This window comes from Actinoplanes sp. NPDC049316 (assembly GCF_040677315.1).
Classification (GTDB): domain Bacteria; phylum Actinomycetota; class Actinomycetes; order Mycobacteriales; family Micromonosporaceae; genus Actinoplanes.
This window is the reverse complement of sequence record NZ_JBFAQM010000001.1, coordinates 557,186-576,785: the sequence shown is the minus strand read 5'-3', so window position 1 is coordinate 576,785 and position 19,600 is coordinate 557,186. Positions and strand designations below refer to the sequence as shown.

General features: G+C 73.0%; 15 protein-coding genes. 6 read left to right on the top strand and 9 right to left on the bottom strand.

The annotated features are described in order from the left end of the window. Positions 1-25 precede the first annotated feature (25 nt). Positions 26-2,134 carry a 1,4-alpha-glucan branching protein GlgB gene (glgB, locus tag AB0K03_RS02460; RefSeq protein WP_364679407.1) on the top strand — a complete coding sequence of 703 codons (2,109 nt, stop codon included), beginning with the start codon at positions 26-28 and terminating at the stop codon, positions 2,132-2,134. A 314-nt stretch (positions 2,135-2,448) separates the two neighbouring features. On the opposite strand, the gene AB0K03_RS02455 is transcribed toward glgB, so the two are convergent. Continuing rightward, positions 2,449-2,865: a VOC family protein gene (locus AB0K03_RS02455; protein ID WP_364679327.1), complete on the bottom strand. Its 417-nt coding sequence runs from the start codon at positions 2,863-2,865 to the stop codon at positions 2,449-2,451. A 156-nt stretch (positions 2,866-3,021) separates the two neighbouring features. Between AB0K03_RS02455 and AB0K03_RS02450 the strand changes: the two genes are divergently transcribed. Then, positions 3,022-3,753: a DUF4240 domain-containing protein gene (locus AB0K03_RS02450; protein WP_364679325.1), complete on the top strand. Its 732-nt coding sequence runs from the start codon at positions 3,022-3,024 to the stop codon at positions 3,751-3,753. Here the strand turns inward: AB0K03_RS02450 and AB0K03_RS02445 are convergent. Beyond that, entirely contained in the window at positions 3,686-4,297 is a 612-nt protein-coding gene (locus AB0K03_RS02445; RefSeq protein WP_364679322.1) for a GNAT family protein, read from the bottom strand. The two genes, AB0K03_RS02450 and AB0K03_RS02445, sit on opposite strands and share 68 nt — an antisense overlap. A gap of 6 nt (positions 4,298-4,303) precedes the next feature. Continuing rightward, positions 4,304-5,032, bottom strand: coding sequence for a protein phosphatase 2C domain-containing protein (locus AB0K03_RS02440; protein ID WP_364679320.1), 729 nt, complete (start codon positions 5,030-5,032; stop codon positions 4,304-4,306). Positions 5,033-5,227: 195 nt separating this feature from the next. Here AB0K03_RS02440 and AB0K03_RS02435 point away from each other — a divergent pair, with 195 nt between their 5' ends. From AB0K03_RS02435 to AB0K03_RS02425, 3 genes are all read left to right on the top strand, one after another. Then, entirely contained in the window at positions 5,228-6,238 is a 1,011-nt protein-coding gene (locus tag AB0K03_RS02435) for a LuxR C-terminal-related transcriptional regulator (protein WP_364679405.1), read from the top strand. Positions 6,239-6,320: 82 nt separating this feature from the next. Then, positions 6,321-8,813, top strand: a complete 2,493-nt coding sequence (locus AB0K03_RS02430) for a Tex family protein (RefSeq protein WP_364679317.1) — start codon at positions 6,321-6,323, stop codon at positions 8,811-8,813. A gap of 168 nt (positions 8,814-8,981) precedes the next feature. Further along, positions 8,982-9,836: a DUF427 domain-containing protein gene (locus AB0K03_RS02425; RefSeq protein WP_364679314.1), complete on the top strand. Its 855-nt coding sequence runs from the start codon at positions 8,982-8,984 to the stop codon at positions 9,834-9,836. A 70-nt stretch (positions 9,837-9,906) separates the two neighbouring features. Here AB0K03_RS02425 and AB0K03_RS02420 read toward each other — a convergent pair whose 3' ends face one another. From AB0K03_RS02420 to AB0K03_RS02395, 6 genes are all read right to left on the bottom strand, one after another. Continuing rightward, a complete protein-coding gene (locus AB0K03_RS02420; RefSeq protein WP_364679312.1) occupies positions 9,907-11,646 on the bottom strand; it encodes a serine/threonine-protein kinase in 1,740 nt (579 codons plus the stop codon). 155 nt (positions 11,647-11,801) lie between these two features. After that, positions 11,802-13,634, bottom strand: a complete 1,833-nt coding sequence (locus AB0K03_RS02415) for a serine/threonine-protein kinase (protein ID WP_364679309.1) — start codon at positions 13,632-13,634, stop codon at positions 11,802-11,804. 2 nt (positions 13,635-13,636) lie between these two features. Continuing rightward, positions 13,637-14,500 (bottom strand): cytochrome c biogenesis protein CcdA, encoded by an 864-nt coding sequence (locus AB0K03_RS02410; RefSeq protein WP_364679306.1) that lies wholly within the window; start codon positions 14,498-14,500, stop codon positions 13,637-13,639. 3 nt (positions 14,501-14,503) lie between these two features. Continuing rightward, positions 14,504-15,028, bottom strand: a complete 525-nt coding sequence (locus AB0K03_RS02405) for a redoxin domain-containing protein (RefSeq protein WP_364679304.1) — start codon at positions 15,026-15,028, stop codon at positions 14,504-14,506. Next, complete coding sequence (locus AB0K03_RS02400; protein ID WP_364679302.1) at positions 15,025-16,497, bottom strand: NADH-ubiquinone oxidoreductase-F iron-sulfur binding region domain-containing protein; 1,473 nt, start codon at positions 16,495-16,497, stop codon at positions 15,025-15,027. Before AB0K03_RS02400 ends, AB0K03_RS02405 begins: the two co-directional genes overlap by 4 nt. After that, a complete protein-coding gene (locus tag AB0K03_RS02395) occupies positions 16,494-18,383 on the bottom strand; it encodes a translation initiation factor III (protein ID WP_364679299.1) in 1,890 nt (629 codons plus the stop codon). Before AB0K03_RS02395 ends, AB0K03_RS02400 begins: the two co-directional genes overlap by 4 nt. A 421-nt stretch (positions 18,384-18,804) precedes the next feature. On the opposite strand from AB0K03_RS02395, the gene AB0K03_RS02390 reads away from it, so the two are divergent. Beyond that, positions 18,805-19,596, top strand: a complete 792-nt coding sequence (locus AB0K03_RS02390) for a hypothetical protein (protein WP_364679296.1) — start codon at positions 18,805-18,807, stop codon at positions 19,594-19,596. Positions 19,597-19,600 lie beyond the last annotated feature (4 nt).

Sequence of the window (19,600 nt, the reverse complement as noted above, 5' to 3'; positions counted from 1 at the left end):
GGCCGGGGGCGGCGACCAGCGGCTCATGCACGCCGTGATCTCCGGCGACACCCACGACCCGCATGCGCTGCTGGGCGCGCACCCCGCCGGCGACCGCACGATCGTGCGCACGATGCGCAAGGGCGCGAAGTCGGTGGCGGTGGTGGTCGGCGACGAGCGTACGGAGATGACCCAGGTGCACCCCGACGGCATCTTCGCCGCGGAGCTGCCCGGGACCGTCCTCGACTACCGGCTCGACGTGGACGGCACCGTCTGCGACGACCCGTACCGGCACCTGCCCACGCTGGGCGAGCTGGACCTGCACCTGATCGGCGAGGGCCGGCACGAGAAGCTGTGGACGGTGCTCGGCGCGCACCCGCGCGGCGACGGCGTGGCCTTCGCGGTGTGGGCGCCGTCCGCGCGCGGGGTGCAGGTCATCGGCGACTTCGCCGGCTGGGGCCCGTACGACGGCTGGCCGATGCGCTCGCTCGGCAGCAGCGGCGTCTGGGAGCTGTACATCCCCGGCGCGTCCGCCGGCACCAAGTACAAGTTCAAGATCCTCGGCCGCGACGGCGTGTGGCGCGAGAAGGCGGACCCGCTGGCCCAGCACACCGAGGTGCCGCCGGCGACGGCGTCGGTCGTCTACGAGTCCGCGTACGAGTGGCAGGACGGCGACTGGATGGCGTCGCGGGCCACGCGGGAATGGCACCAGGAGCCCATGAGCGCCTACGAGGTGCATCTCGGCTCGTGGCGGCCGGGGCTCTCGTACACCGAGCTCGCGTCGCAGCTCGTCGAGTACGTGCTCGACGCGGGCTTCACGCACGTCGAGCTGATGCCCGTGATGGAGCACCCGTTCGGCGGCTCCTGGGGCTACCAGGTCACCGGCTACTACGCGCCCACGTCCCGCTTCGGCACCCCCGACGAGTTCCGCTACCTGGTCGACAAGCTGCACCAGGCCGGCATCGGCGTGATCCTCGACTGGGTCCCGGCCCACTTCCCCAAGGACGAGTGGGCCCTGGCCCGCTTCGACGGCACCCCGCTCTACGAGCACGGCGACTGGCGCCGCGGCGAACACCCCGACTGGGGCACGTACGTCTTCGACTTCGGCCGCCGCGAGGTCCGCAACTTCCTCGTGGCGAACGCCCTCTACTGGTGCGAGGAATTCCACGCCGACGGCCTGCGGGTCGACGCCGTCGCGTCGATGCTGTACCTCGACTACTCCCGCAAGGACGGCGAGTGGACGCCCAACCAGTACGGCGGCCGCGAGAACCTCGACGCGATCAGCTTCCTGCAGGAGATGAACGCGACGGTCTACAAGAACAACCCCGGCGTCGTGACGATCGCCGAGGAGTCCACGGCGTGGCCGGGCGTCACCCGCCCCACCCACCTCGGCGGGCTGGGCTTCGGCTTCAAATGGAACATGGGCTGGATGAACGACACCCTGTCGTACATGGAGAAGGAGCCCATCTACCGCCAGTGGCACCACCACCAGATGACCTTCGCCACCGTGTACGCCTGGAGCGAGAACTACATCCTGCCGATCAGCCACGACGAGGTCGTGCACGGCAAGGGCTCGCTCACCGGCAAGATGCCCGGCGACCAGTGGCAGAAGCTGGCGAACACCCGAGCGCTGCTCGGCTTCATGTGGGCCTTCACCGGCAAGCAGCTGCTCTTCATGGGCGCCGAGATGGGCGACGAACGCGAGTGGAGCGAGGAACGAGGCCTCGACTGGAACCTCCTCGCCGACGAGAACCGCGGCGGCGGCATCCACCGCCTCATCAAGGACCTCAACCGCACCTACCGCGAGACGCCGGCCATCTGGACCCAGGACACGAACCCCAGCGGCTTCCGCTGGATCACGTCCGAGGACTCGCAGCACAACACGTTCTCGTTCCTGCGGTTCGCGCCCAACGGGGACACACTGGCCTGCGTGGTGAACTTCGCGGCGGTCCCGCACGAGGGCTACCGCATCGGCCTGCCGCGGGCCGGAGTGTGGCGCGAGGTCATCAACACGGACAGCTCGCTGTACGGCGGGTCCGGGGTGGGGAACCTGGGTGAGGTCCATGCGGAGGCGTTGCCTTGGCACGGGTTGAACGCTTCGGCCTCGCTGCGGGTGCCGCCGTTGGGGGCGGTCTGGTTGCGGTACGAGGGCTGAGGGATCGGCTCTCGGCGGGCGTCTCCTTCGGGGGGCGCCCGCTTTGCTGTCGCAGGTGGCCGGACTGGCAGGCGAGCTGCCGCGCGGGCGAGCTGCCGCGCGGGCGAGCGGCCGCGCGGGCGAGCGGCCCGCGATGGGCCGCCGGCCGCGCAGGCACCGGGCCGGGCAGGCACCGGGCCGGGCACGCAAGCGGACCCACGACCGCCAGACCGGCGGCACAGCCCCAGACCGCGCCCTCTCTCACGTCCGCCCTGGCCCGCGCCCGCCCCGACACCCGTTCCCCGCCCGTCACCGCTTGCCGGACGCGGCCCTCCTCACGCCTGCGGTGAGCCGATGTTCACCATCCATTCGACGCCGAACCTGTCGCGGCACGTGCCGAACTCGTCGCCCCACATCTGCTTCTCCAGCGGCACCACCACCGTGCCGCCGTCGGTGAGCTCGGCCCAGTAGCCCCGAAGCCGCTCGGCGTCGTCGCCGCTGAGGCTGATGGAGATGCTGCTGCCCGCGCTCACCGCCATGTCCGGCGGTGGGTCGGAGGCCATGAGCGCGAGGCCGTCGCCGGTCTCGAGCATGGCGTGCATGACCTTGTCGGCGATGGCGGGGTCCGGAGCGCCGAACTCGCCGAACGTGGTCAACGACAGAGTGCCTCCGAAGACGGAGTGGTAGAACTCCATCGCCTCCCGGGCGTTGCCGTCGGTGAAGGCGATGTACGGGTTGAGGCGGACGGTCATGATCGGCTCCTTTGCCGAGGTCAGCGTGCTGATGGAACCCTCGCACCATAGCGCCCGGCGAGGCCCGCCGGGGTGTGGTCAGCGGCGCCTGTGGACAAAGCCCGCACGACGCGCGGCGGCGCGGAAAGTGTCGTACCGGTCTGCCAGGGTTCCGGCATGCAGATCGACGACTTCTGGGCACTCATCGAAGAGAGCGGCCGGCAGACGGCCACCCGAGCCGAGCGGACGGCCTGGCTCGAGGAGCGGCTCTCCGATCGGTCCGCCGGCGACATCGCGGACTTCCAGTGGCATCTGGACGGGCTGCGCGACCTGGTCGACAGCTTCCACATGTGGGGCGCGGCCAGCTTGATCCTCGATGGGTTCTGTTCCGACGACGGCTTCTGGTACTTCCAGTGCTGGCTGATCGGTCTGGGCCGGGAAACCTTCGCCCGGGTCGCCGGCGATCCCGACGAGCTTGCCGAGGTTCCCGCCGTGCGCGCACTTGCCGGCCGCAGGACCGGCGAGTGGGGCGATGAGGAGTGGCTGGAATGGGAGTCGCTGGACTACGTGGCGGACCACGCCCATGCCCAGGTCACCGGCGTGGAGGGCAAGCTCGACGAGGAACTGGAGGCACGCGCCGCGCTGACGGAAGGCACGGCGGAATCACGCCCCGCCGTGTGCCGTTCCTCTCCGCAACCCTCGGACGCGATCTGGGATTTCGGCGACCGGGCCGAGCAGGAACGCCGTTATCCCCGCCTGGCGAGCTACTTCCGCCGGACCGGTCATTCGGAAAGCGGCCGAGAAGCCCCGACGGGGATGGCGCGAACCGCCCCGGACGGGATCAGTGCGGCGTCGGCCACTCCTCCGCGAGGAGGCCGTACAGCAAGTCGTCCGTCCACTCGTGCTTGATCCAGGTGTGCTGCCGGCGCAGTCCCTCCCGGGTGAAGCCGACCCGTTCCAGCAGCCGCGCGGACCGCACGTTCCGGGCGTCGCATTCCGCCGACACCCGGTGCAGCCGTTGCACGCGGAAGAGGTGGTCGAGCACCGCGCGGACCGACTCGGTCGCGTACCCGTGGCCCTGCTGGTCCGGCCGGAGCGTGTAGCCGATCTCGGCCTGCATCAGGTTGTCGGCCAGATTGACGCCCACATCGCCGATGAGCTTCCCCCCGCCGGCGAGACCGCCGGCGAAATCGCCGCTGAGACCGCCGGCAACACCACCGCCGAGACCACCGCCAGGACCATCGGGGAGTTCGACGGCGTACTGGAACCAGCCGGGCATCGTCGGGTCGGCCGCGACCATCGTCTGGACCGCGTAGCGGGCCTTGTCCAGCGAGTACGGCGTCGACCAGGACTGATAGCGCGCCACCTCCGGGATCGACCGGTAGGCCGCCAGCGCCGCCGCGTCCTCCAGCCGGAATCTGCGCAGCACGAGCCGGTCCGTCGTGATGAGCACCCCGGGTCAGGCCTCCTCGTCCGGGACCACGTCCGCGACGATCACGGTGACGTTGTCCGGCGCTCCCGCCTCCAGCGTCCGGGCGATCAGTTCCGCCGCGCACACCTGGCGGTCCGGGTACGAGCGCAGCGTCGTCGCGATCACCTCGTCGTCCACGTAGTCGCTGAGGCCGTCGCTGCACAGCAGGAACCGGTCCCGCGCCCGTACCGGGACCATCCGGCCCGCCGGGCGGAACGGGCCGCCCTGCACCGCCTGGGTGACCAGCGCGCGCTGCGGGTGCCGGCGGGCGTCGTCCGGGGTGAGCACGCCCTGGTCGACCAGCGCCTGCACGTACGTGTCGTCGCGGGTGAGCTGGGTCATCGTGCCGTCGCGCAGCAGGTAGCAGCGGGAGTCGCCGACGTTGAGCGCCGCCACCCGGTCGCCGGTCAGGAGCAGCGCCGTGACCGTCGTGCCCATGCCGTCGCGGGCGTCGTCGTCGGCGACGGCCTCCTCGATGCGCTGGTTGGCCGTGCCCAGGGCCGCGACCAGGTCCTGCAGCGGCTCCCCGGAGTCGGGCATGTCGTCGACGACGGCGACCGCCTTCACCAGGATGTCGCTGGCCAGTTCGCCGGCGGGCAGGCCGCCCATGCCGTCGGCCACCACGAGGAGCCGCTCGCCGACGAAGACCGCGTCCTCGTTGTTCGACCGGACCAGTCCTTGATCGGAGGCGGCGACCGCGCGTAGCACGAAGCTCATGACACAAGACTGCCGTGTTGCGCGAGGCTCATGACACCCAGACTGCCGCGTGGCACAAAGCTCATGGCACATAGACTGCCGCGTTGCGCAAAGCTCATGACACCCAGACTGCCGCGTTGCACGAAGCTCATGCGACAAGACTGCCAAAGGCCGGTGGGCATGTCTGTAGTACGTACTACGTAGTGTTGGGCGGTGATGCCGGTACCGATGGTGGGGCGGGCGGTCGCGCTGGACGAGCTGCGGCACGCCTGGGAGCGGGTGCGCGGCGGCGGTCGATGCGTTCCCGCCGTCGTCACGGGGCTGCCCGGCACCGGCAAGAGCACGCTGGCGGCCGCCGCGCTGCAGGTCGCGGCCCCCGAGGTCACGCTCGCCGGGTCGGCGCGGCTGCATTCGCCCGCACCGTACGACTGGCTGGCCGCGGTGCTCGCCACCACCGGCCCGCGCCCGGACCTGCCCGTACCACCGGACGCGCTGGCGTGGCTGGCGCAGGACCCCGATGTCCCCCGGGAGCGGTACACACCCGACGCGCTGCTGCGCCTCGCCGTCACCACCGTGCGGGGGCTGATCGGCGGGCGTCCCGCCGTCCTCGTGGTCGAGGATCTTCACGCGCTCGACCCGGCGAGCCTGAGCCTGATCGCGGAGCTGGCCGGCGCGGACCTTCCCGCCCTGCTGCTGGTCACCTCACGGCCGCCGGATTCGGCCGTCAACCCGCTTCTGACGGTACGCACGCTGGAACGGCTGGCGGGCTCCCCCGGCGCCGTGCGGCGCCATCTGGGACCGCTCAACGCCGGCGAGGTGCACAAAATCCTCGACCACGTGTACGGCGGGAGCTGCCCGTCGCGCGACGTCGCCGAGGCGGTGTGGCGGCGTACGGGCGGCAACCCGTACCGGTTGACCGAGCTGCTGGCCGAGGCCGGCGACCCGGAGCAGCTCGCCGGGCATCTGCGCGAGCCGGTGGAACTGACCGCCCGCGAGCGGGAGGTGCTCGGCTGCCTGGCCGAAGGCATGGCGAACAAGCAGATCGCCGCCGTCCTGGGCATCTCGGTGCGGACGGTCACCGTGCACGTCTCCAACCTGCTGCGCAAGACCGGCGCCGCCTCCCGCACCGAGGCCGCACTGTGGGCCGTGCACCCCCGTCCGACCGCCCCACCGCCACCCACGAACGGACTGAAGGCTCATGGTCGCCGTCAGAGCGCGACCCGATGACGTGCCCGGAGAGGGTGATCATCGGCTCGCCGTACGCGGGGTGCCGCGACAAGTGTCGGACCCCTCGGTCACAATCGTCCGCGTGACGACAGCCATCCATCAGCGCATCGCCCAGGAGCTCGGGGTCCGTGAGGGCCAGGTGGCCGCGGCCGTCGAGCTGCTCGACGGCGGCGCCACCGTGCCCTTCATCGCCCGATATCGCAAGGAGGTGACCGGCACCCTCGACGACCAGCAACTGCGCGTCCTGGAGGAGCGGCTCGGCTATCTGCGGGAGCTCGAGGAGCGGCGCGCCGCCGTGCTGGAGTCGATCCGGTCGCAGGGCAAGCTCGACGACGCTCTCGAGGCCCAGATCCTGGCCGCCGAGTCCAAGGCCCGGCTGGAGGACATCTACCTGCCGTACAAGCCGAAGCGGCGGACCCGGGCGCAGATCGCCCGCGAGGCCGGCCTCGAGCCGCTCGCGGATCTGCTGCTCGGCGACCCGGCCAAGGATCCCCGCGCCGAGGCGGAGGCCTTCGCCGACACCGACAAGGGCGTCGCGGACGCGCAGGCCGCGCTCGACGGCGCACGCGCCATCCTCATCGAACGCTTCGCCGAGGACGCCGACCTGATCGGCGAGCTGCGCGAGCGCATGTGGACGCGCGGCCGGCTGGTCGCCAAGGTGCGCGAGGGCAAGGAGACTGAGGGCGCCAAGTTCGCCGACTACTTCGACTTCGCCGAGCCGTACACGAAACTGCCCTCGCACCGGATCCTCGCCATGTTCCGCGGGGAGAAGGAGGAGGTCCTCGACCTCACGATGGAGCCGACCGCCGACGAGCAGGACCTGCCGTCGTTCGAGGCCGCGATCGCCGGCCGCTTCGGCATCACCGACCAGGGCCGCCCGGGCGACCGCTGGCTCGCCGACACGGTGCGCTGGGCCTGGCGCACGCGCATCCTCATCCACCTCGGCGCCGACCTGCGGGTCCGGCTGTGGCAGGCGGCCGAGGACGAGGCCGTGCGGGTCTTCGCGGCCAATCTGCGCGACCTGCTCCTCGCCGCGCCTGCCGGCACGCGCACCACCATGGGCCTGGACCCCGGATTCCGTACGGGCGTGAAGGTGGCCGTCGTCGACGCCACGGGCAAGTGCGTCGCCACGTCGACGATCTACCCGCACGTCCCGCAGAACAAGTGGGACGCGTCGATCCACACGCTGGCGGAGCTGGCCAAGCAGCACAAGGTCGACCTGGTGGCGATCGGCAACGGCACGGCGTCACGCGAGACCGACAAGCTGGCGGCCGATCTCATCAAGCGGCACCCCGAGCTCAAGCTCACCAAGGTCATGGTGTCGGAGGCCGGTGCGTCCGTGTACTCGGCTTCGGCGTACGCGTCGCAGGAGCTGCCCGGTCTCGACGTCTCGCTGCGCGGCGCGGTCTCCATCGCCCGCCGCCTGCAGGACCCGCTCGCCGAGCTGGTGAAGATCGACCCGCGCTCGATCGGCGTCGGGCAGTACCAGCACGACCTGTCCGAGGTGAAGCTCTCGCGCTCGCTCGACGCGGTGGTGGAGGACTGCGTGAACGCGGTCGGCGTCGACGTGAACACCGCGTCCGCTCCCCTGCTGACCCGGGTGTCCGGCATCGGCGCGGGCCTCGCGGAGAACATCGTGCTGCACCGCGACGCGAACGGCCCGTTCCGCAACCGCTCGGAGATCAAGAAGGTGCCGCGGCTGGGCCCGAAGGCGTTCGAGCAGTGCGCGGGCTTCCTGCGCATCCCGGACGGCGACGACCCGCTCGACGCCTCCAGCGTGCACCCGGAGTCGTACCCGGTGGTCCGCACGATCCTCGCCACGGCCGGCACCGACCTGCGCACGGCCATGGGCAACGGCCCGATCCTGCGCGCGCTGCGCCCGGAGCAGTTCGTCACGGACACCGTGGGCCTCCCGACGATCACCGACATCCTCAAGGAGCTCGAGAAGCCAGGCCGCGACCCCCGCCCGGCCTTCACCACGGCGACGTTCGCCGAGGGCGTCGAGAAGATCGCCGACCTGCAGCCGGGCATGGTCCTCGAGGGCGTCGTGACCAACGTCGCGGCGTTCGGCGCCTTCGTCGACGTCGGCGTCCACCAGGACGGCCTGGTCCACGTCTCGGCCCTGTCCAACACGTACGTCAAGGATCCGCGCGAGGTCGTCAAGTCCGGCGACGTGGTCAAGGTCCGCGTGGTGGACGTCGACGAGGCCCGCAAGCGCATCTCCCTGACGATGCGCCTCACCGACGAACCCCGCCAGGGCGGCGACCGGCGCGGCGCGGGCGGCGACCGTCCCCGCCAGGCCGGCCGCGACAGCTCCGGCGCCGCCCGGGGCGGCCGCGACGGCACAGGCCGCGACGGCACGGCGCGGGAGGGCGGACAGCGGGGCGGCCAGCCCCGTCAGGGCGGTGGCGGCGACCGTCGCGGCGGCGGGGACCGGCGCGGTGGACAACCCCGGCAGGGCGGCGGGCAACAGCGGCAGGGTGGCGGGCAGCAGCGGCAGGGCTCGTCCGGCACCAGCTTCAACGGCGGCGCGATGGCCGACGCCCTGCGCCGGGCCGGGCTGACCAAGGACTGACGCGCCGGCCCTCAGCACGGGCGAAACCGGGCGGCCGCGGCGATGCGGCCGCCCGGGGACCCGGCCGGGCGCAGTGGCCCGGAATGGCACCGCCTGCCCGGAAGACCCGGGCACGGTGACCGGGGCACGGCGCCCCGGAACGGCACCGCCCGCCAGGAGAAGCCGGGCATGGTGACCCGGGAGGGCGCCGCCTGCCGGGAGGCGGCCACCGGCGCCTGCCGGGAGGCGGCCACCGGCGCCTGCCGGGAGGCGGCCACCGGCGCCGAAGGCACCGGGAAGGGCTGGCCCTCGACCTCGCACCGGTGTAGACCGGACGTCATGGCCTGGACACCGCCGCAGCCGTACGTCGAGCGCTCCCCCCGCCGCGTCCGCGTCCGCCTCGGCGGCACGGTCGTCGCCGACAGCGAACGGGCCCGACTGCTGATCCGCTACGGCCCCGAGGGCTTCCCCACCTACTTCATCCCGCTCGAGGACGTACGGCCCGGCGTGCTCGTCGACGAGACCCCGCGCGGCTGGTCCGTCGTGGCCGGTGGGCGGCGGGCCGAGGCCGCCGCGATCGTCGAGGACGGGTTCGCCGAGCTCAAGGGTCACGTGACGTTCTCGTGGGAGACCCTCGACTGGTACGAGGAGGACGAGCCGGTCCACGTCCACGCCCGCGACCCGCATCACCGCGTCGACACCGTGCGCGCCTCGCGGCGGGTCGAGGTGTTCGTCGACGGTGAGAAGCTTGCCGACAGCGTACGGCCGGTGCTGCTGTACGAGACCTCGCTGCCGACCCGCTACTACCTGCCGTTCGCCGACGTGCGGACGGAGCTCCTGACCGCGAGCGAGACCGTCACCGCGTGCCCGTACAAGGGCCGGGCGCGGTACTGGTCGCACACCCGCGTGCCGGATGTGGCGTGGAGCTACCCGGACCCGGTGCCCGAGCTGCCGAGGATCCGCGACCTGCTCTGCTTCTACAACGAGCGCGTCGACCTCGTCGTGGACGGCGTACGGCAGGACCGGCCCGAGTCGCCCTTCTGAGCCCCGGCCCGCCGGCCCACCGGGCCACCAGGCCGCCAGGCCACCAGGCCACCAGGCCGCCGGGCCGGGCTCAGCGGTGGATGCCCCAGATCTTGATGTCGGTGAACGCGACCTCGTACGGCCCCTGGACCGGCGCGTACTGCTCGGTGTAGATGCCCAGCGCCAGCCGTCCGCCCTGGATGTCCGGGTCCTGCACCGGCACGGTGCCCACGAGCTCGCCGTCGCGCAGGACCTCGAGGGTGGTGCCGTACACGCTCACCGTCATCGTCGTCGGGGGCGCTCCGATGCCGATCGGCTCGTCGTCGAGCGGGAACGTCTTCAGGACCTCGATGTCGGCGTTCTTGTGCGTGCCGACGTACACGTTGCGTTCGCAGACGCGTACCTGATAGCCCTGGTTGTTGCGGAAGCGCAGCCAGATGGACGCGCAGCTGTCCGGGCGCAGCAGCCGGACCCCGACCTGGGCCTGCAGGTCGTCCGGTTCGGCGTCGGCCGGGCCGCGGCAGCGGTAGACGCCCTTGGTCTCGCGGCGCACGACCAGGCCGTCGGAGAACGAGCAGCCGGCCCGTTCGTCGCGGTCGTAGTAGGCCTTCCACAACCGCTGCTGGCGCAGCGGGTCCTCCATCAGCGGCGGCACCTCGGGCTCGGTCTGCGCCGCCGGGTCGTCGCCGCCGCGTGGCCAGAGGGTCACCGCGATGCCGCCCACCGCGAGGATCGCCAGCACCAGCAGGGCGACCGCGACGGGCAGGACCCAGGGGCGGCGCGGGTGCGGATCATGGGTGAACGGGGTGGCGGGCGCCGCCGGGGGCACGGACACCGGCTGGGTGACGATCGAGTCCTCGTCGTAGCCGACGAGGTCGCCGGCCGGCGCGAGCGCGGTCAGCTGGCGGGCGGTGTGGTAGCCGGTGGCCGCCTGGGCCTCCTGCGCGGCCACCCGCAGGCCGGGCTGGTGCGCCAGCGCCGCGGCCGCCGGGCCGGTCGTCTCCTGCGGGCCGGTGACGAGCAGGTCGAGCAGCTCGCGCGCGGTGGGCCGGTTGGCCGGGTCCTTCTCGAGGGCGTGCGCGACGAGGTCGCGCAGCGGGCCGCTGAGCCCGCCGAGGTCGGGCGGGCGGGTGAGGATGCGGGCCGCGGTCGCCGGCGGGGAGTCGGCCTGGAAGGGGGTACGGCCGTTGCCCGCGTACGCGACGACGGCCCCCCACGCGAACACGTCGGCGGCCGGGGTGAGCACCGTGGTGTCGTCGCCGAAGCGTTCCGGGGCCATGTACGCGACCGTGCCCACCATCTGGTCCGTCTGGGTGTGTCCGGTGGTGGACTCCATGGCCCGCGCGATGCCGAAGTCGATGACCTTGGGGCTGCCGGGGGCGAGCAGCACGTTGCGCGGCTTGAGGTCGCGGTGGATGATCCCGGCCCCGTGGATCGCGGTGAGCGCGGTGGCCACGCCGATGGCGACGCTGTGCAGGTTGGCGGCGGTCAGCGGGCCGCGCTCGTCGACCACCTGGGCGAGGCTGGGGCCGTCGACGTACTCGACGACGAGGTAGGGGTGCTCGTGGTCGGGGTCGGCGTCGAGGATCTCCGCGGTGCAGAACGGCGGCACCTGTCGGACGCGGGCGACCTCGCTGCGGAAGCGGCGCCGGAACGCGTCGTCGGGGGCGAGGTCGGCGCGGACCATCTTGACGGCCACCAGCACCCCCGAGGCGCTGCGGGCCAGGTAGACGGTGCCCATGCCGCCTTCGCCGAGCCGGCCGAGCAGCTCGTACGGGCCGAGCCGGCGCGGGTCACGCGGGCGCAGCGGGCTGGTCCGCTCGTCCGCCATGCCGCTGCTCCTACGCCCCCGGCGGCCTGTGCGCCGCCCGTCCCCGCGCCGGTGAGGGCGCGGGTCGTCTCCCCCGTCAGGAAGGCACCCTATCGGGCGACATCAGTGCCTGCGAAGACCCCGTACGCCGGTTGCCGCCCAACCGACACTCGTCGCTACAACGAGCGGATGTCGACATCGGCGAACGTCACCGCGTACGGCGGGTCGGTGTCGACCGCCTCGACGCTGATGCCCAGCTGCACCTGCCCCTCGTGCGGCCCCTTGACCGGCAGGTCGATCGTGCCGGCGAACCTGCCGCCGCGGAACACCTGGGCCTCGCCCTCGCGGACCACCAGGTGCACCTTGGTCGGCTTCTGCAGCGGGATCCGGTCGGTGAGCTCGACCCTGCCGTAGACGCGGTGGTCGTTCGGCGTGTCCGCGGCGATCGAGACGTCGTCCTGGCAGATCCGCAGCACCTGGCCGCCGCGCCGGTCGTCCCAGTGGAACCAGATGCCCGCGCAGCTGCCGGCCGTCTGCAGCGCCGTGATCACCTCGACGCCGAAGTCGTCCTCGATCTCCTCGCGGGGCCCGGCGCAGCGGAACGTGCCGCGGTCGACCCGTTCGGCGCGCATGACCCCGTCGGTGAAGCAGCGGGCGTTCTGTTCGCGGATCTCGCTGTCGAGCCACTGGCCGGGCTCGCTGAGCGGATCCTGGATGATCGGCTCGCCGCCGTCCGGCTCGATCGGCACGGGGGTCTGGGTGCGGCTGCGCGTGGGCTTCGGCGAGGCGGGCCGGGTGCCTTCGGGCTGGGCGGTCGCGCCGGTCGGCTCCACCGCCGGTTCCGCGTCCCCGGCTGCCTCTCCCCCGTCGGGCTGCGTGGTCGTCGTGACCGAGTCGCGGAGCTGGGCCTGGGCGTTGATGACCAGCCCGACCGTGGTGAGGCCGGCGACGACGAGCAGTACGGCCAGCGCGGCGAGCAGCTTGTGCCGGCGGGCGCGGGCGTCGCGGCCGGGCACCGGGTCATAGCGGTCGTACCGGGCGTCCGCGGCCGCCGCGACCAGGAGGTCGTCGCGCAGCGGGCCGGTGGGACCGGTGAAGCCCGGCGGGCCGGCAGGACCGGCGGGGACGGGCGGGCCGGCCGGGGCGTACTGCCGGACCGGGGCCGGGCGGGGCGACGGCCGGTCGCCGAGGAGCATGTCGAGCAGCTCGCGCGCGGTGGGCCGCTCGTCGGGGTTCTTGGCCAGGGCCAGCTCGACGACGTCCCGCAGCGGGTCGGGCAGGCCGTTCAGGTACGGCGGCTGGGTGAGGATGCGGGCGGCGGTCGCCGGGGGCGAGTCGCCGTGGAAGGGGGTGCGGCCGGTTCCGGCGTACGCGACCACGCAGCCCCACGCGAAGATGTCGGCGGCGGCGGTCAGCGGGGTGCCCGGCTCGGACGAGAACCGCTCCGGCGCCATGTACGCGACCGTGCCGACCATCTGGTCGGTACGCGTGTGCTGGCTGGTCGCCTCGAACGCCCGCGCGATGCCGAAGTCGATGACCTTGGGGCTGCCGGGGGCGAGCAGCACGTTGTCCGGCTTGAGGTCGCGGTGGATGACGCCGGCGCCGTGGATGCCGGTGAGCGCGGTGGCCACGCCGACGGCGAGCGAGTGCAGCGCGGCGGTCTTGAGCGGGCCGCGCTCCTCGACGACCTCGGCCAGGCTGGGCCCGTCGACGTACTCGACGACCAGGTACGGCGGGTAGTGGTCGAGGTCGGCGTCGAGCACCTCGGCGGTGCAGAACGACGGCACCTGCCGGGCGCGCTCCACCTCGCTGCGGAACCGCCCGCGGAACTCGGGGTCGTTGACGAGCGTGGCGTGCACGAGCTTGATCGCCACGTAGCCGCCGTCACGGTCGCGGGCGAGGTACACCACGCCCATGCCGCCGGAACCGAGCCGGCCGGTCAGCCGGTACTGACCCAGCCATTCCGGATCGTCGCGGCGTAGTGGACTCACGCGGTACGCGGTGTCCACGATCAACTCCCCACTGAGGTACGGCGGCGGGACAGCAGGAGCGCTGCCAGCGTCAGGACGGCCAGCAGCAGCCCGAACCAGCCCGCGCCCAGCCGCCCGACCAGACCACTCAACTCGTGCTGGACATTCGAGGCAAGATTCACCACCGGATCCTGCCCGGAAGTCCTCACATTCTTGACAATCCGCAGCTCATACCATCCGTAGTAGGCCACGTACGCTCCGGCGAGCACGAGGATCGCGCCGCCCACGCGAGGCACCGCCGCGGCCGCCCTGCGCAACCGTGCCACTGCGGAGAGCCGCGCCAGCGCCACGGCCGTCGCCGTCACACCGATGACCAGCCCCATCCCCGTGGCGTAACTCACGAACAGCGCGAGTCCCTCGCCGAGGGAGCCGGCGCGCAGGCTGGAGACCACGATCGCCAGGAACGGCCCGACCGCGCAACCGAGCGAGGCCACGGCGTACGCGGCACCGAACAGCACCATCGACGCGGCCGTGCCGGTGAGCCGGGGCGCGCGCAGGCCCCGGCCCGGCGTGGGCAGCGACCGGCCGGCCAGCAGCCATCCGCCGAGCAGCGCCAGGGCCAGACCGAAGACCACGGTCAGCCAGGGCAGCCGCGGCACCAGCCGGCCGGCCAGCGGCGCCAGGAGCAGGCCGAAGGCCCCGAAGACCGCGACGTACCCGAGGGTCAGCGCGGCCGTGCAGCGCAGCGCGCGGCCGACGGCCGCGAGGCTCGCCCGCGGCCCCTCCGGCCGGCCGCGATCCCCCGCCACCAGCACCGACAGGTACGCCGGCAGCAACGCGAAGCCGCACGGGTTCACGGCGCCGAGCATGCCGGCGGTCAGCGCGAGCAGCACCGGCCCCCGCACGGCTCAGGCCACCAGGGCCTTGACCCGGGAGGTGAGCTGCAGGTCGTCGAGGTAGCTCGTGACCACCACCCGGCCGGACCGGTCCAGGATCACGTACGTGCTCTGCTCGGTGACGCCGAACTTCTTCCAGATCACGCCGGGCTCGTCGTCGAGGTGGGGCACCGCCCCGACCTCGAGGTCCGAGACGAACTCGTGCATCTCCTTGTTGCCGCCCATGCCGGCGATGCCCACGATGTTCAGGCGGTCGCCGTACTCCTCCTGGATGTCCGCGATGGACATCGCCTCGCTGGCACAGGTCGCGCACCACGGCGCCCAGAACCACAGGATCGTCGGCTTGCCGGCCAGCGTGGCGGCGTCGAACGCCGTACCGTCCAGAGTCCTGCCCGTGAAGGTGAGCGAGGCGGGCACCGCGCCGGGCGACGCGCCCGGGGCCGCCGGGGCCGCGACCGGCGCGGCGGGCGCCGCCTGGCCGCACCCGGCCAGGGCCGCCACCATCGCCATCGCGAGCAGGACCTTGGACCTCGTCACTTCTTGCCCGCCTCCGTCAGCCGCAGGGCCAGCGCCGGGCACACGTTCACGGCCTTGCGCGCGCCGTTCTCCAGCCACGGCGGCAGCGGCGTCTGCGGGAACGCCGGGAAGCCGTTCGCGTCCAGCCGGATGATCTCCGGGGCCACCGCGGAACAGAGGCCGTGGCCGTCGCAGCGCGACCAGTCCAGCGCGAGCTTCCGCGCGCCCTGCTGCTGGTGGTACGGCAGCGGCAGGATCCCGCGGACCTGCTTGCCGCAGCCCTCGCCGTTGGCGTGCAGCTCGACGTCGCGGGCGAACACCTCGAGCGCGGACAGGGCGAAACGGGACGTGCCGTCGGGGTGGCTGCACGCGCCGCGTCCCTTGACCACGCCGGCCGCCTGGCGCACGTTCTCCAGCGCGCTGCCGCCCAGCGCGACCAGCGTCACCGCGCGGGCCAGGTCGGGCAGGCCGAGCCGGCACGGCCCGCACTGGCCCGCGGACTCGCCGGCGAGGTACTGCACGACCTGCGCCACCTCGCCCAGCGGGCAGGTCTGCGAGCCGATCGGGATGAGCATGCCGGCGCCCAGCGTGCCGCCCACCTTCGCGAAGCCCTTGCGCGAGATGGTGACGGTCTTGGCCGCCTCGGCGCTGATCCACTTGCCGTGGTAACCGCCGACCAGCAGGCCGGGGCCGATGTCGGCGCCGCACATCTCCAGCACCTCCATCAGCGGGGTGCCCGACGGCGCCTCCACGACGGCGGGCGCGGTCGACGAGCCGCCGACGGTCAGCATGACCGTGCCGGGCTCCTCGGGGATGCCGACCGCGTTGTACTCCCACGGCCCCAGCCGGGCGGCGATGGCCAGCTGCGAGTACGTCTCCGCGTTGGACAGCAGCGTGGGCAGGCCCGCCACGCCGTTGTCGCTGGAGCGGACTTTGCGCCCGGGCGGGATGTGCGCCTCGCCGTTGATGCCGCGGACCAGCGCGCCGCCCTCGCCGGAGATGAACCGGTGCGGCACGGTCACGATCCGCGTCGGCACCGGCATCCGGCGCTCGGCCAGCGCCGCGGCCAGCGAGTCCTGGCCGATCCCGTCGTCGGCGATGCCGATGACGATCTCCTCGGCGTCGAGCGCGGCCGCGGCCAGCGCGGCGCCGTCGAGGATGAGGTGCGGGCCGCGGGTCAGGATCGCCTTGTCCTTCCACGACGGCGGCTCACCCTCGGTGGCGTTGACCACGATGATCGGCGGCAGGTCCTGGCGGCGGCACGAGTCGAGCACCGCGCGCAGCTTGCGGGCGAACGGGAACCCGGCCCCGCCGCGCCCGCGCAGCTCGATGCGGTCGGCGAGGCCGATCAGCTCACCGCTGGACAGGGCCGCGAACCCGCCGTGCACCTCCTGGTGCGCCAGCAGGTCCAGCCGCCCGTACTCGTCGAAACCCGCGGTGATCCGCGGCGTCCCGATCGACGTGACAGGTGGAACCTTGCCAGAACTCACTGGGCTTCCCCTCGCAGCTGCGCCCAGTACATGTCGTCAGCTGCCTCGTCAGCCGTGCGGCTCCGGGATCCCCGGCGGGCCCCCCGGCCCGATCCGGAGCGCACGGGTTCCTGCTGTGCTGCCCTGCGAGCCCGGCGCTGGGCCATGTCGACGAGCGTGGGCGTCTCGTCGGGCTCGAGGTAGTTCGGGTCGGCATCGTCGCCGGCCAGGTCCACGAACTCACTGCGGCTGTGCCGCCCCGAGTCGGCGCGGTCGACGTCGGCGCCCCGGTCGCGCCGGGCCCGGGGCGCATCCTCGTCCTCCTCGGCGTAGCGGGAGGAACGCGACGGGCGCGGCGGCTCGTCGTCGGCGTACCGGGTGGCCCGGCGGCGCGGCGGGGTGTCGTCGTACCGGTCGTCGTCGTCGGCGTAGCGGCGCTGGCGCGGGGCCGGCGGCTCGTCGTCGGCGTACCGCGACAGCGGCAGGTCCTCGGCCGCCCGGCGGCCGCGCGGAACCGGCACGACCTCCTCGTCCTCGCCGGCGTAGCGGCGGCCCCGGGAGCGGGGGGCCGGCTCGTCGTCCAGGTCGGTGTCGGCGTAGCGGCGGGAGCGGGGGCGGGGCACGTCCTCGTACGCGTCGTCCGTCCGGCGGCGGCCCCGCGGCGCGGGCACGACGTCCTCGTCCTCGTCGGCGTAGCGGCGCACCCCTTCCTCGAGCGCCCGGCGCGACATGGCGCCGGTGGGCTCGTCGAACCGCTCGCCGCGGCGCTGCCGGGGCGCCGGGGCGCCGTCCTCGGCGTAGCGGCGCGAGCGCGGCGGCGGCATGTCGTCGTCCTCGTCCTCGAAGCTCCAGCGCTGGGTGGGAGCGTCGTCGAAGTCGCGGCGCCGGCGGGCCCGCTCGTCCTCGTCGGGACGCCGGCGGGGAGCGCGCTCGGCCATGGGCGCGGCGCTGACCGGCGCGGGCGCGGCCGGGCTGACCGGCTTGACGACCGGCTCGGTCATCGCCGGCGCGGCGGGACGGGCCGGCCCGGCGGGCTTCCACGCCTCGACGGCGTTGCCGCGGTCGGACACGATCGGGTCCTCGTCCCGGCTGCTCCGGCCCCGGCCGCGGCCCTTGGCGATCACGCCGGTGGTGGGCGCGAGCTTGCCGACCGGCTTCATCCCGCCGGTGCCGCCGGCGGTGCCGGCCTGCGAGGCGAAGTCCTTCTTGCGGTTCAGGCTGACCGCGAGACGCACCGCGAGCCCGATGAGCACGCCCAGCACGCACACGATGTAGCTGACGATGACCCAGACGGCGGCGGGGCGTCCGGCGTTCAGGCCGTGCATCAGGGCGATCGGCCAGGTCAGGTAGGAGATGCTGTGCACGGCCCGCCACATCCACGGCTTGCCGCGGCCGATGAACCGCGCCCGGATGATGCCGGTCCACATCGTCAGCACCATGACGTACGCGGAGATCGTGCCGAAACCGACGAACACTCTGGCAAGGCCCGGGTACATGAACGGGATGAAGATGTCGAGCAGCCCGATGTGGTTCTCGGCGAACTTCGTCCAGAGGTGGATGCCCAGGGCCGAGACCGCCATCACGCCGGTCGTGCGGTGCGCCGACTGCAGCAGCAGGCGCTGGCGGATCGACAGGACGAGGCGGTCGGTGGAGACCAGCCCGATCATGATCGTGATCGAGAGCGACACGAGCGCGAGCACACCCATGTAGAACTCGAGGTAGTAGAAGATGTAGACGTACGCGACCCGGCCCTGCGGGATCAGCATCATCACCGACCAGACGGCGGCCAGGATCGACACCGCGAACAGGGCGATGGTGAGCTTCGACGGTGGTGTCCGGCCACCGGTGGCACCCATCTCGACGTCCACACGACTGGCGGATCGTTCTTTCGTCTTCGTCCGGGCCATGGCTCCTCGTTCTCCGCAGCGGTATGGCGTCCGTCGTGGGCATTCGCCGACGCCGGCATCCGTGGGGGATGCCCCGCGCTCGTTACTGTCGGGCGGTCCGGTGCTGCCTTCCCTTCCTCACGTTCTGTCGTCCCCGGTCCCTGCCCTCCCCCATCTACGTGCCGGGGGCCGGATCGGATGAACGTTCGGGCACTCTTTTGCGGCGAAGTTTGCGCGGCCTTGCTAGGCAACCCCGCCGAACGTGCCCTGACCAGGGAAGACACCGTCTCGAAACCGGGCGCTAAGGGAAAAATAATGTGGCGCGTCCCGGTGATCCTGTGCCGGCGGTGAACCTTTCGCGACCCAGCGCCGAACTACCTCACGTGCGGGCACTCCGGTGACTTTGTGTGAGGAGATGATTGCTGTGCGGCATCGTGCTGCGGTGGCTGCGACCGCTCTGGCGGCGGCAGCGGCGGCGCTCGCCCTGCCGGGCCCGGCTTCCGCCGTGGAGCCCGGCTTCGCGGTACGCATCACCGAGCTGCCGGCGACCTTCGGGGCCGGCGCCGAGAGCCGGACGCTGACGGTCGTCGCGTCCACCGACCGGGTGCGCTGCCAGAAGGTGCGGTGGTCGCTGGTGCTGCGGGTCGAGGGTTCCACCCTGGACCAGGTCGAGGTCGACCGGGTCGAGGAGAGCGGCGCCTTTCCCGTACGCGTGCAGAGCAACGGCGACACCGCCCGGATCACCGACGTGAACCTCGACCCCGGCCAGCTGTGCCGGGGTCGTACGGTCACCGCCCGCTACCGGATCGCCTTCGACGACGAGGCCGGCACCGGCCGGGTCCAGTTCCAGCCGCAGGCGTTCGACGCGGCCGGCACCCTGCTGCAGCAGAGCTCGGGGCAGAGCCCGGTCGTCGGTCAGCAGCCCGCGGCCACCGAGTCCCCCGCCGGCGAGGCCGAGCCGACGCCGACGCCCGGCGAGACGCGGGACTCCGGCGACGCCTCGATCGACGGCGGCGGCGAAGCGACCGCCACTCCGGAGCCGGCCGAGTCCGACGACATCGGCGCCGTGCCGGCCTCCGCCACCGGGGACGGACCGAGCCTGCTCGGCCCCGGCCTGATCGTCGGCGCGGTGCTCGTCTTCCTGGGCGTGGCGCTGCTGCTCCGCCTGCGGATGCGCACCCGCGGGACCCCCGGCCACGGCGCAATGCCCACCGGTTTCCACCCCGGCCGGTGACGCG